The sequence below is a fragment of the Kaistella polysaccharea genome, from assembly GCF_020410745.1.
Lineage (GTDB): Bacteria > Bacteroidota > Bacteroidia > Flavobacteriales > Weeksellaceae > Kaistella > Kaistella polysaccharea.
The window spans coordinates 500,671-514,574 of the sequence record NZ_CP084528.1 but is presented as its reverse complement, the minus strand read 5'-3'; the positions used below and the strand labels follow the sequence as shown (position 1 = coordinate 514,574).

The window sequence follows — 13,904 nt, the reverse complement described above, 5'->3', positions numbered from 1 at the left end:
TATTTGTTAGTGTACAAAAACTTCTTCCTATGAATTGGTCAAAATCTATTTTCAAAATTGCATTCTTGAGTGCGTCAGCTTTTCTTTTTTCCCAGGAAAGTAATCTTCAAAACATCCGAAAACTGACTTTTGGTGGTGATAATGCTGAAGCGTATTTTTCACCTGATGGAAATAAATTAACCATGCAGGTCACCAATCCTTTAATTGGCGCACATTGCGATCAGATTTATCTTTTAGATCTAACCAAAAAAAATATTGGTACCAAAGATTTGAAAATGGTTTCTAATGGTGAAGGCAGAACAACCTGTTCGTTTTTTATGCCTGATGGCAAACACATTCTCTACGCCTCTACTTTTGAAGCAAATAAAGAATGTCCCGCAAAACCGGCACCTCGTGCAGACGGAAAATACCTGTGGCCAGTATATTCTGAGTTCGATATTTACATTGCTGACTTAAACGGTAAAATTGTCAAAAAACTAACTGATTCTCCCGGTTATGATGCAGAAGCCGTAGTTTCTCCCAATGGAAAATATATTGCATTTACCTCGAACAGAACTGGCGACTTGGAACTTTGGCGAATGGATATTGATGGAAAAAATTTAAAGCAATTAACTTCCGGATTAGGATATGATGGTGGAGCTTTCTTTTCTCACGATTCTAAAAAATTGGTTTTCCGTTCGTCTAGACCTACAAGTCCTGAAGCGATTAAAGATTATAAAGATTTACTCGCGCAAAATTTGGTGGCGCCAACGGAAATGGAAATTTATACCATGAACATTGATGGAAGTAATTTAAAACAAGTTACTCATTTAGGAAAAGCAAATTGGTCGCCTTATTTCCATCCCTCTGATAAAAAGATTTTATTTTCCTCTAATCATCACTCAACCCGTGGTTACGATTTTCAAATTTATTCGGTAGATCTTGATGGAAATAATTTAAGACAAGTAACGTATGAAAGTATGTTCAATGCCTTCCCAATGTTTTCACCAGACGGGAAAAAGCTTGTGTTTGCCAGCAATCGAAATGGTGATAAACCGAACGAAACCAATGTTTTTATTGCAGATTGGGTTGAAACGGATATTGCTGAAAATGTTTCTGAACAAAATTTGAAAAATCACATTTCTTTTCTGGCCTCCGATGATTTGCAAGGCAGATTAGCCGGAAGTCTGGGCGAAAAGAAAGCTTCAGAATATATCGCACAGGAATTTACAAAACTGAAGTTGAAACCATTTGTCGGCAAAAATTTTATCCAGCCTTTTGAATATTCTGTAAAACTAAATCCGCACGAAGATGGGTCGTCTATACAAATAAATGCCCGTAACGTCATCGGATATTTGGATAATCATGCTACAAAAACAATCGTCATCGGCGCACATTACGACCATCTTGGTTTAAATGAACACCACAACTCTACTTTGATGAACTCTGACGGACAAATTCATAACGGTGCAGATGATAATGCGTCTGGAGTTTCCGCAGTTTTAGAATTAGCCAGAATGTTTTCTCAAAATAAATCTCAGGAAAATGCCAATTATATTTTTGCTCTTTTCTCGGGTGAAGAGGATGGCTTGATGGGTTCAAAATTCATGGCTGATCATTTGCCCAAAGGAACGAAAATCGATTTAATGATTAATTTAGATATGATTGGTCGGTTAAATAAAGATAAAGATTTGTCCGTGGGTGGCGTGGGAACTTCTCCTCTTTTTCCAGATTATATTCATCGCTTTAAACCTGCTGCAATAAACTTGGCAATAGACAGTTCAGGTGTGGGACCATCTGATCATACCAGTTTTTATTTAAAGAATATTCCGGTGTTATTTATGTTTACCGGAAACCACAGCGATTACCATAAACCGACTGATGATACCGATAAAATTAATTTTAACGGCGTGAGAATGATCACAACTTACGTTTTTGGTTTAGTCGATGCTTTATCACGAAATGAGAAAATTCCGTTCACCAAAACTAAAATGTCTGAAAGTAAATCGGTTCCAAAATATAAAGTGACTTTAGGAATTATGCCGAGTTATGCTGATACCAAAGACGGACTTCATATCGATGGTGTCACGGAAAATCGTCCGGGTTCAAATGCTGGAATGATTGCTGGTGACGTTTTAACCAAAATTGGAACTTGTGAAATTAAAGAAGTGTATTCTTATATGGAATGTCTTGCCAAAATAAATTCGGGGGAAGAACTTCCAGTAACAGTTTTGCGTGATGGTAAGGAAATAATCTTAAAAGTAAAATTTTGATAAAAAAAGTTTAAGAGCTATTTTAAAGGAAACTTGTCGACCTTTTAAAGCTTGATGGGGATTTTCGATTTGACTAAAAAATAAACACAGTTTATTCTAAAAAGATTTTAAAGTTATTTTGAAAAAGTAAATTCTTGTCTTTGCACCACTGTTTTTTCACAGATCGCATTAAACTCTTGGATGGATTTAAATTTTAACTGTTCAATAATTTTATATTCGTAAAATACTTTAAAATTGTCACTTTTAAATACCCAAGGTTCAACCGTAATTACATTTTCAGACTTGTAATAAGTTTGGTTCATATCACCGTCCGGACTTTTAGAAATTTCCATCTTTCGCCCTTCAGGTTGAATTTTATCCATACAAATCAGCAACGAAAAGGCGTCACACCATTCTACAAATCGATAAATATTATCCGCATATTTTTTATCGATATTTAAACGTTTTAGAATTTCTTTCCGATTTTTTTCTTGGTCTTTTAAAAAAGTCTCTAACTTCTTATCCTTCCCATCGCTATCATTTCCAAAAATAAAATTCAAGTGCATCGAAGTAAGCAAAGCGTTTAACTGACTTTTAGCGGTCGCGATTTCCATCACATTTATCTTCTGCTTCAGTTCAGTTTTATTTGCTTCGTCACCGACCATAAAATGTCTTGGCGCACCAGCCTCGGTAAGATTTTTATTTTGTAAAGTTTCTGCGGCACCGTCGTCGTGTTCTGCAATTGCAATAAGTGTGGGAACCATAATATCAATCGGAAGATCAATATCATATTCATACGCTAACATGGCGGCAAGGAGACCGTGCGAGCGCTGATTAATAATTTTCCAGCCTTTTTGATGAGATGCAACGATCATAATAGGATTTTTTAATTTGTTAATGGAAACACTTTTGCAAGCCATTATTCTTCATCAATATTTTTACCAATGTAATGCTATCAAAAAAATAAATTTAATTCAGGTTAATAATCCTATCAAAAAGGTGATTCTATAGAAATAAATAACTGCGGTTTAAATCATTATTAAAAAACCGTGTCAAGAATTATATTCCTGACACGGTTGATCTATAGCGCTATAATTGTAGAAATATTACTGAGATTTTAACTATTTTATGCCGAGAAAGCATTCGTAATTTATTGGGTTTTAAAAAATATTAGCTTAAAGCTAATTGCTCTGAAAATTACTCTTCCGGAAACTCAAACAAATCCCCAATCGTTCCTTCCTCCGGAAAATCCTGATCTTTTACATCTTCATCGATGAAACTGATGTGACCTTCCGTCGTTTCTACAACATCAAAACCTTCATTTATTTCTTCCGCTATTTCAGGAATGGTAATATTTATGGCTTTTACCTTATCTTTAATAAATTGATTACCAAGGGCTTTAATGCCTTTAATGGTTATAAATTCGTCGATATTAATCGTTTCCGATTCCCGCTCTTTTCCTTTTTCTTTCGCAAAAATTATTTCCGCTGTCGCCTGATTTGCGACTATAATGTTTTCAATAAAAGATTTAGGATGATCAGACGGCATAAAATACTGCACATTTGTGGTGTTCTCGAGCAGAAATCTTTTTATAAAATAAATCTGTTTTTCTCCGTCAAAATAAATACACGTAATTGCCTGTTCCGGTTTCCATTTTTCAAAAACCAAATAATCACCATCAAATCGGTTGCTTAGATCGAAACTGACCAGCTTTGCTTCTCCCTGTGAATTGATCGTTAAAATTTTATCATCACCTTTAAAAGTACCAAGTAAGGTACCTCTTGCATCAGCGTTTAATCGACGAACAGTATCATCAAACCAAATTTTCCGCGGTGCCAATGTGGAATGACCTTCCTCTTTTAAATCAACTTTCTTTACCGGATATTTGGTGACCAGATTACCTTTTGAATCGCGACCTTTTATGGCTAATTCAGAAAAATCAATATCAATCTTACTTTTGCGAACTCTTGCATTTGATTTGAGTAGAACTGAAACTTTTTCCGCTTCACCATTCGGATTTGCGGAAAAATAGAGCATTTCGGCGCCTTTTTTATCAGAAGCTAATTTATAATCAGTATTTCGCGTAACGCCAGTAACTGAAAATCTTTTCATGTAGTACGGGCCGTCTTTGCTTTCACGATAAATCATATTGTACACGGTACGTTTATCATTTTTCTTCCACACCGCGACATGTTCGATGTTTTTCCCGATAAAAGTTTTCGCTTCTACTTTAACCACTTTCATGGTTCCATCTTTCTGAAAAGTAATGATATCATCAATATCTGAACAATCAAATAAATATTCATCTTTCCGCAGCGAAGTTCCAACAAATCCTTCTTCCCTATTTACATAGAATTTTTCATTGGCCACTGCAACCTTACTGGCATCGATGGTATCGAAAATACGCAGTTCTGTTTTTCGCTCTTTTCCTTTCCCGTATTTTTTCTGAATATTGGTATAGTAAGCAATCGCATACGGAATGAGATGTTCCAAATTATATTTAACCTGCTCAATTTTCCCTTCCAATGCGACGATATTTTCTTTGAATTTATCAAGATCAAAACGAGAAATTCTCTTAATACGAATTTCTGTTAATCTTAAAATATCTTCCTCTGTTACGGCTCTTAAAAGATCAGTTGTATGTGGTTTCAAACCATTATCAATGGTTGCGATAACTTTATCCCAAGATTTAACTTCTTCAATATCGTGGTAAATCCGGTTTTCAATAAAAATTCGTTCCAACGAGCTGAAATGCCAGTTTTCCTGCAGCTCATGAAGTTCAATCTGCAATTCTTTTTTGAGCAAAGAAACGGTATGATCTGTATTCTGACGTAAAATTTCGGAAACCGTGAGGAACATGGGTTTATTACCAACAATCACACAGGCATTTGGAGAAATGGGAATTTCGCAATCTGTAAAGGCGTAAAGCGCATCAATTGTTTTATCGGGAGAAACATCGTTATTTACGTGAATATTGATCTCTACCGTATCCGATGTATTATCCTCAATTTTCTTGATTTTAATCTTTCCTTTTTCGTTTGCTTTAATAATCGAATCTATGAGATCTCCCGTATTTTTACCAAAAGGCAATTCGGTAATGCAAAGCGTATTTTTATCCTTTTGAATAATTCTTGCGCGGGCACGAATTCTACCACCACGTTCACCATCATTATAGTTGGAAATATCGAGCATTCCGCCAGTCAGAAAATCTGGAAATATTTGAAATTTCTTGCCCTTCAAATGCGCGATAGATGCATCGATGAGTTCATTGAAATTGTGGGGCATAATCTTCGTCGACAAACCAACTCCAATTCCTTCAACACCTTGCGCTAAAAGCAACGGAAATTTTACGGGTAAATCAACGGGTTCATTATTTCGCCCGTCGTAAGATTTTGCCCAGTGTGTGGTTTTCGCATTAAAAACAACTTCTAATGCAAAGGGAGTTAATCGCGCTTCAATATATCGGGCGGCGGCTGCAGAATCTCCAGTATAAATATTTCCCCAGTTTCCCTGAGTATCGATTAATAATTCTTTCTGACCCAACTGAACCATTGCGTCCGTAATCGAGGCATCACCATGTGGATGGTACTTCATCGTATTTCCCACCACGTTGGCAACCTTGTTATATCGGCCATCTTCCAGCTCTCGCATGGAATGCATAATACGACGTTGCACCGGTTTAAAACCATCAAAAATAGAAGGAATCGCGCGGTCCAAAATCACATAAGAGGCATAATCTAAAAACCAGTCTTTATATAAGCCACTTACTTTTCGCAGAGATTCTTCGTGGTGCGTGTTATTTTCATCCATTTTTTAGCGTTCGCGCTCTTTATTCTTTGTTGTTGTGAAGGACATTTTTAAGAGATGAATTTAAATCTGCTAATTCTTTCCCCGACAAGTAAGAGATGTCATATTTTAAAATCATCGACTTGTTTTTTTTACTGCTGATGGTAATATAAAGTCTCTTTAAAAATAACATATTTACAATTTCATAATTCAGCAATTTATACTTGGGGAATTCATCATTGGTCGTTTTATCCAGAAAAAAAACTACATTTTTACTTCTGAAATGCAACGCTTCGCCATCACTGTCATATTCGAAAATCTGGTTGCCTCTTAAATAAAAAATAAGAGCGATGATGAGTGGTACTATGAGTAAGAGTATGGCGCTAGAATCCATAAGATCGTAAAAATTTCTCTCCAGAAAAAACGCTATGATCCCGCCAGCCAAAATCATTGCGACTAAAATACTTAAAAACTGAAAATAACCTGCCTTGTTTCTGTTATTTAACCTCATTGTAAGCTGTTGCTTTTATCATTCAATGTCGACTTCAACTTCGACTTCCGTAATCATTTCTTTTTTATCGATATCTGGACTTTCTACGACCAGGTTTTGCAGAATAAATGTCTGCCGATCTGGTGTATTTTTACCCATATAAAATTCAAGTATCTGCTCGATCGTCTGATCTTTTCCTAAAACCACGGGCTCCAGACGAATATCTTTGCCAATGAAATGTTTAAATTCATCTGGTGATATTTCTCCTAAACCTTTAAAACGCGTAATTTCGGGATTCTTTCCTAAATCTTCTAACGCTTTCAAACGTTCTACCTCAGAATAACAATAGCGCGTTTCCTTTTTATTTCGAACACGGAATAATGGCGTCTGCAAAATATAAAGATGTCCGTTTTTTATTAAATCAGGGAAAAACTGAAGAAAGAAAGTAATCATTAACAATCTAATGTGCATTCCATCAACATCGGCATCTGTCGCAATAATCACGTGGTTGTAGCGCAAATCTTCCAAAGAATCTTCGATATTTAGGGCAGCCTGCAGAAGATTAAATTCTTCATTTTCGTACACGACTCTTTTCGTAAGTCCGTAACAGTTTAATGGTTTTCCCTTCAATGAAAAGACAGCTTGCGTTTCTACATCTCTGGATTTCGTAATAGAACCCGAGGCAGAATCACCCTCTGTTATAAAAATCATGGAATCTCCTTTTCTTAAAGCTTTCTGATCGTTATAATGCTGACGGCAGTCCCGCAACTTTTTGTTATGAAGAGAAACTTTTTTTGCCCTTTCCCGCGCCAGTTTCTGAATTCCCGATAGTTCTTTACGTTCACGTTCAGAAATTATAATTTTCCGATAAATCGCATCTGCAATTTCAGAATTCTGATGCAGATAATTATCCAGTTTATTCTTTAAGAAATTAGTAATAAATGTACGTACCGTTTCTTTTCCGGGCTCCATTTCATTAGAACCTAATTTGGTTTTGGTCTGAGATTCAAAAACGGGTTCAATCACTTTAATTGAAACCGCTGCAATAATTGATTTCCGAATGTCTGCAGCCTCAAAGTTTTTACCAAAATATTCCCGAATCGTTTTCACATACGCTTCACGGAAGGAATTCAAGTGCGTTCCACCTTGAGTGGTATTTTGTCCGTTCACAAATGAAAAATACGTTTCAGACTGTGACTTGTCGGAATGGGTAATGGCGACTTCAATATCCTCGTCTTTTAAATGAATTATCGGATATATAATTTCACCTTCAATTTCCTCCTGCAGTAAATCACGCAATCCGTTTTCCGAGAAATACGTTTCACCGTTGAAAACTATTTTCAAACCTGGGTTCAGGTAGCAATAATTTTTCAACATCTTTTCGATGTACTCTTTCCGAAATTTAAAATGGGTAAAAATAGTCGTATCGGGAACGAAAGTAATCTCCGTTCCGTTTCGGTCGGTAGATTCTGCTTCTTGAAAATCTTCGGTAATTAAACCTTTAGAAAATTCTGCAATTTTTACTCTGCCGTCGCGAATAGATTTTACTCGGAAAAATTCTGAAAGCGCATTCACCGCTTTAGAACCTACTCCATTTAAACCGACGGATTTCTTAAAAGCTTTAGAATCATATTTACCACCCGTATTCATTTTCGAAACGGCGTCAACTACTTTACCCAGAGGAATTCCGCGGCCGTAATCACGAACTGTCGCTTTACCTTCGTCTATTTTTATCTCGATTCGCTTACCGGATTTCATGACAAATTCATCGATAGAATTATCGATGATTTCTTTAAGTAAAATATAGATTCCGTCGTCAGCTGAAGAACCGTCGCCCAATTTACCAATATACATTCCCGGACGAATTCGGATATGCTCCTGCCAGTCGAGGGTTCTAATATTGTCTTCGGAATAATTTACTACCGTATTGTCGCTCATGTTTTATCGGGAAAGTGCCTCATTTTCGGCAACTCACAAAAATAGGGAAAGCAAAGCAATTTTAAAAATTTTGTGGAAAAGTTTTAAAACTGCTCCGCTTTCAAAAAATAACCTGCCTTAAAGCTAAAATTTTTCTGTCCAGGCTTTAAAGGCTTCTAAGAAAGTAACCAGGAATTTTTCGGTTTTTTCGTCAACAGTTACGCCATCTTCTAGCAATTTATCTTTAATTCCCCCGATGTATGCTTCAGGTTGAGCCATTACCGAAATATGTACGTTAGATGCAGCGATTCTTATGGTTTGATTACTTCCCAAACCGCCAATAGCACCAGGAGAAACAGTTACTACGGCACCAGGTTTACCTTTCCAGGAATTTAGTTTCGGTGGGCGCGCACCGATTTCCATGGCATTTTTCAGCACGCCTGGAATTGTTCGGTTGTATTCTGGCGAAACAAATATTACTGCATCGGAATCTGATATTTTTTGCTTAAAATTTAGCCATTCTTGTGGCGGATCGTTTTCAATATCTTCACTGAAAAAGGTAAGATCTTTAATTTCAACAATATTAAGTTCCAAACCTTCCGGAGCCAAACGAATCATTTCGTTGGCCACTTTTCGATTAAAGGATTCTTTACGTAAACTTCCTACTATAACTGCTACTTTTTTAATTTCCATAAAATAATTTGACCCCAATTTACATAAAAATTATAAATACAAAAGTCCAACTTCGAAATTTTTATCACAAAAAAAGCGAACCGAAGTCCGCTTTGTATACTATTTCTAATATTTATAATTTCTAAACATTAAATCTAAAATTCATCATGTCGCCATCTTGAACGATATATTCTTTACCTTCTACGGAAAGTTTTCCGGCTTCTTTCACTTTCGCTTCGGAACCGAGATTTACGAAATCTTCATATTTAATGACTTCTGCACGAATAAATCCTTTTTCGAAATCGGTATGAATGACACCAGCTGCTTGTGGCGCAGTCCAGCCTTTACCAATTGTCCAGGCGCGAACTTCTTTAACTCCAGCCGTAAAATAAGTTTGTAAATGCAATAAATCGTAGGCTTTTCGTATCAGGCGATTTACGCCCGGTTCTGTGAGTCCTAATTCGTCTAAAAACATTTCGCGTTCTTCGAAAGTTTCTAACTCATTAATATCGGCTTCAATTTGAGCTGCTAAAACTACAACTTCTGCATTTTCCTTTGTCGCCATCTCTTCGATTTTAGCGATCCATTCGTTTCCGTTCTTAATGGAATTTTCATCCACATTACAAACATACAAAACAGGTTTATTGGTCAAAAGTTGAACTTCGGAAATAATGGGAGTTGAAAAATCATCCATCGGAAATTCACGGGCATTTTGTCCTTCTTCCACAAATTTCTGAAGTTTCAAAAGTGTTTCGTAAGTCATCACATCATCTTTTTTGCCAGATTTAATGAATTTCTTCGCTTTTTCAACCGCCTTTGCTAAAGTCTCAATATCTTTCAACTGAAGTTCAATGTCGATGATTTCTTTATCTCTGATGGGATCAACCGTTCCTTCAACGTGAATTATATTCCCGTCTTCAAAACATCTCAACACATGAATAATCGCTTCGCATTCTCTGATGTTTGCCAAAAATTTATTTCCTAAACCTTCTCCTTTGCTGGCTCCTTTTACCAAACCAGCGATATCCACGATTTCTACTACTGCTGGTAAAACGCGTTCTGGTTTCACTAACTTTTCTAATATAAACAAACGTTCATCAGGTACAGAAACGGTTCCAATATTCGGTTCGATGGTACAGAAAGGATAATTGGCAGACTGCGCTTTGGCATTGCTTAAACAATTAAAAAGGGTTGATTTACCTACATTGGGCAAACCTACGATTCCACATTTCATATCTTTAGTTCAAAGGTTAAAATTGATGTTTAAATGACTTTTAAGTTATTAATTTACAAGTGTGCAAAGATAAAGTTTTTGGCTGAGTAATTCCAGAAAAAAATCTGCCTTTATAAAAGCAGATTTTGGGAGAATATAAAATAAATTTTACGGATTTTCTGATGTTGCGTTTCTCGCAAGTTCCGCGTCATCTTCTGCGGCACCTAAATCTTTATCTAAATTAAATAATGATTCGTCGGTAGCTCTGTCTCCACCCGCAATTTTTAATTTGTCGATAAGATCCATGGCTAAAGTTTCTTCTTCGATCTGTTCTTTTACGAACCATTGCAGGAAATTCCAGGTCGCCCAATCTTTTTCTTCCATCGCCATGTTCACCAAATTGTAGATTTTCTCGGTATTATCAACTTCATGTTTAAAAACCTGATTAAAACAATTCTGTAAACTTTGAGGATCGGGAGCTGGCGCCCCCAAAGCTGTGACCGTGGGTTTACCACCTCTGTTTAAAATATACTGCATGAATTTTATTGCGTGATTTCTTTCTTCAAGAGAGTGCCGGAAAAGAAAATTTCCTATTCCACCATAACCTTTATCGGTCGCCCAGATTCCATAAGATAAATAGGTGTGTGATTGGGAAAGTTCAACATTCATTTGGGTGCTTAGTGCTTCTTCGAGGGAAGAAGAAAGTCTTTTTGTGTCCATAATTTAAAGATTTAAATGTGAATAATTTACAGCAAGAATGATTCCTAATTATAAATATGAGTATACTGAAGAAATTCCTGATTTGTACAATATCTTAATTTTTAGTACTTGTCACATAAACATTACTGAAATTACTGCGAATAATTAATAATTAAGTAATTTTACTTGTCTTCCTTTAAACCGAAACTCATATTTATTTTGGAGCAATCGCTCACCAATATTTTTACTGAAAAATTTATACAACAACGATTGCAGGTTACTCAAATTGAATCAGCTGAATCGACCCGCAATTTTATTTGTAAAAAAAGGACCTGGAAGTATTACTGTTCAAATTAATAAAGTTGATCCAAATATACTTTTGTATGATTAATGTCAGGCTTTCGGTGGTTAAAAAACTGATTTTTTAAAAAAAAACTAAGAAGTTTTTGAGTAACTTTAATGTATTAAAATTTAAATATTTAAAGTCATGGAAAATCACAGTCTTACCCTAGAGTTTCCCGAATTGCAGTCTAAGATTACCGAATATAAATTGAAGGACGATGTTTTCAGAAAAATGTATGTAAACTATGAAGAAGTAAACGCGCTCATTCAGCATTACGAAGACGGCGAACAAAATCATACGACTGATGAGCACTTAACTGAACTTCGTAAAAAAAGAGTCCATTTAAAAGACAACCTGTACACCTATTTAAAAGAGGTTTAAAATAAATATTTATCAGACCATATCATAAGAGACTTCATAGTCTCTTTTTTATTTGGAACCATTTTAGAAAAATTCATCAAATTAAAGAAAATGACAACGTCTGGAATATAATATGATTGATTAGAATAAGTCAGAAAAACGGCATTGTATTCAAAAGATATTAAACTTTCACCAAAAATTAACATAAAAATTTATTAAATTCAAAAACTTATAAACATATTTCCCGAAAAAAGATTACTTTTGCACGGTCAAAAAACGAATATGCAAAACATTAGAAATATCGCAATTATTGCGCACGTTGACCACGGGAAAACGACTTTGGTTGACAAAATCATTCACGCTACCAGTGTTTTCCGTGAAAATCAAGAGTCAGGTGACCTTATCATGGACAACAATGATTTGGAACGTGAGAGAGGAATTACCATTTTATCAAAAAATATTTCGGTAACCTACAAAGACACCAAAATTAATGTAATCGATACTCCTGGTCACGCCGATTTCGGTGGTGAAGTAGAAAGAGTTTTGAAAATGGCAGATGGTGTTTTACTTTTAGTAGATGCTTTTGAAGGACCAATGCCGCAAACGCGTTTCGTGCTTCAGAAAGCTTTAGAACTTGGTTTGAGACCAGTTGTTGTGATCAATAAAGTTGATAAACCAAACTGTCGTCCGGATGAAGTTCATGATCAAGTTTTCGATTTATTCTTTAACTTAAATGCGACCGAAGAACAATTGGATTTCCCAACATTCTACGGATCTTCTAAACAAGGTTGGTTTAACACCTCATTAGAACAAACAGAAAATATTTTTCCTTTATTAGATGGAATTTTGGAACACGTTCCGGCTCCAGAAGCTAAAGAAGGACCATTGAGAATGCAAATCGTTTCCTTGGATTTCTCTTCTTTCTTGGGGAGAATTGCAATCGGGAAAATCAATCAAGGTACTGTAAAAGAATCAGAATGGATTGGTCTTGCTCAGGAAGATGGCAAAATTATTAGAGGAAAAGTTAAAGAATTATACGTTTTTGAAGGTCTTGGAAAAAAGAAAGTTCAGGAAGTAAAAGCTGGAGATATTTGTGCGATCGTAGGATTCGACAAATTTCAAATTGGAGATTCATTTGTAGATCTTGAAAATCCAGATCCATTGCCAAGAACAGCGATTGATGAGCCAACTTTGAACATGACATTCTCCATTAACAACTCACCTTTCTTCGGAAAAGATGGTAAATATGTAACTTCAAATCACCTGAAAGAAAGGTTGATGAAAGAGTTAGAGAAAAACTTAGCACTTAGAGTTGAACCAACCGAAGATGCCAATACGTTTTTAGTATTCGGACGTGGGATTCTTCACCTTTCTGTTTTGATCGAAACGATGAGAAGAGAAGGTTATGAAATGACCATTGGTCAGCCACAAGTAATCATCAGAGAAATCGATGGTGTTAAATGTGAGCCTTATGAATCGATGGTAGTTGATGTACCGGAAGAATATGCTTCCCGAGTAATCGACTTGGCGACACAAAGAAAAGGTGATTTACACATCATGGAAACTAAAGGTGAAATGCAACATTTAGAATTCGAAATCCCTTCCAGAGGTTTGATCGGATTGCGTTCTCAAATGTTGACAGCAACTGCAGGTGAAGCGATTATGGCTCACCGTTTTACAGATTACAAACCTTTCAAAGGTGCGATTCCAGGTAGATCGGTTGGAGTATTGATCAGTAAAGGTCAAGGACCGGCAACTGAATATTCTATCGCAAAATTACAGGATCGAGGCAAGTTCTTTGTTGATCCAGGTGAAGAAATTTACGCAGGAATGATCATCGGTGAGCAAAACAAGCCGGGAGATTTGGTTGTAAATATCGTGGAAGCGAAACAGTTGAACAACATGCGTGCTTCTGGAAAAGATAAAGATGGTAACATCGCTCCAAAACAACTTTTCTCATTAGAAGAATGTATGGAATACATCCAGGAAGATGAAGCGATCGAGGTAACACCTAACTTTATCAGAATGCGTAAGAAAGTTTTGTCAGAAGATGAAAGAAAAAGAATCGAAAGAGGCGCGAAAGCATAAGTAGATTTGATTTAATATAAAAAATCTTTAAAGTAGAAATACTTTAAAGATTTTTTTTTGCCCTAATACCACTCTATTTTTCAGGAAGCTTTTAATATATTTGCC

10 protein-coding genes are annotated in these 13,904 nt (G+C 35.9%); 3 read left to right on the top strand and 7 right to left on the bottom strand.

All coding sequences use genetic code 11. The features are described 5' to 3' along the window. The first annotated feature begins 29 nt into the window (after nt 1-29). On the top strand, nt 30-2,252 hold the full coding sequence (locus LC814_RS02250; protein ID WP_226064729.1) for a M20/M25/M40 family metallo-hydrolase: 2,223 nt from the start codon (nt 30-32) through the stop codon (nt 2,250-2,252). 113 nt (nt 2,253-2,365) lie between these two features. Here LC814_RS02250 and LC814_RS02245 read toward each other — a convergent pair whose 3' ends face one another. From LC814_RS02245 to LC814_RS02215, 7 genes are all read right to left on the bottom strand, one after another. Further along, nucleotides 2,366-3,106 carry a DUF3891 family protein gene (locus LC814_RS02245; protein WP_226064728.1) on the bottom strand — a complete coding sequence of 247 codons (741 nt, stop codon included), beginning with the start codon at nt 3,104-3,106 and terminating at the stop codon, nt 2,366-2,368. Nucleotides 3,107-3,428: 322 nt separating this feature from the next. Further along, nucleotides 3,429-6,041 carry a DNA gyrase/topoisomerase IV subunit A gene (locus tag LC814_RS02240; protein ID WP_226064727.1) on the bottom strand — a complete coding sequence of 871 codons (2,613 nt, stop codon included), beginning with the start codon at nt 6,039-6,041 and terminating at the stop codon, nt 3,429-3,431. Nucleotides 6,042-6,060: 19 nt separating this feature from the next. Beyond that, nucleotides 6,061-6,528: a hypothetical protein gene (locus tag LC814_RS02235; protein WP_226064726.1), complete on the bottom strand. Its 468-nt coding sequence runs from the start codon at nt 6,526-6,528 to the stop codon at nt 6,061-6,063. Nucleotides 6,529-6,546: 18 nt separating this feature from the next. Beyond that, complete coding sequence (locus tag LC814_RS02230; RefSeq protein ID WP_226064725.1) at nt 6,547-8,445, bottom strand: DNA topoisomerase IV subunit B; 1,899 nt, start codon at nt 8,443-8,445, stop codon at nt 6,547-6,549. Nucleotides 8,446-8,568: 123 nt separating this feature from the next. Continuing rightward, nucleotides 8,569-9,117: an NADPH-dependent FMN reductase gene (locus tag LC814_RS02225; RefSeq protein ID WP_226064724.1), complete on the bottom strand. Its 549-nt coding sequence runs from the start codon at nt 9,115-9,117 to the stop codon at nt 8,569-8,571. Nucleotides 9,118-9,238: 121 nt separating this feature from the next. Then, entirely contained in the window at nt 9,239-10,330 is a 1,092-nt protein-coding gene (ychF, locus tag LC814_RS02220) for a redox-regulated ATPase YchF (RefSeq protein ID WP_226064723.1), read from the bottom strand. Between the two features lie 147 nt (nt 10,331-10,477). Then, nucleotides 10,478-11,029 (bottom strand): ferritin, encoded by a 552-nt coding sequence (locus LC814_RS02215; RefSeq protein ID WP_226064722.1) that lies wholly within the window; start codon nt 11,027-11,029, stop codon nt 10,478-10,480. Between the two features lie 466 nt (nt 11,030-11,495). Between LC814_RS02215 and LC814_RS02210 the strand changes: the two genes are divergently transcribed. Together LC814_RS02210 and typA are read left to right on the top strand one after the other, a co-directional pair. After that, a complete protein-coding gene (locus LC814_RS02210; protein WP_226064721.1) occupies nt 11,496-11,732 on the top strand; it encodes an HP1242/YdcH family protein in 237 nt (78 codons plus the stop codon). 261 nt (nt 11,733-11,993) lie between these two features. Next, on the top strand, nt 11,994-13,799 hold the full coding sequence (gene typA / locus LC814_RS02205; RefSeq protein ID WP_226064720.1) for a translational GTPase TypA: 1,806 nt from the start codon (nt 11,994-11,996) through the stop codon (nt 13,797-13,799). Nucleotides 13,800-13,904 lie beyond the last annotated feature (105 nt).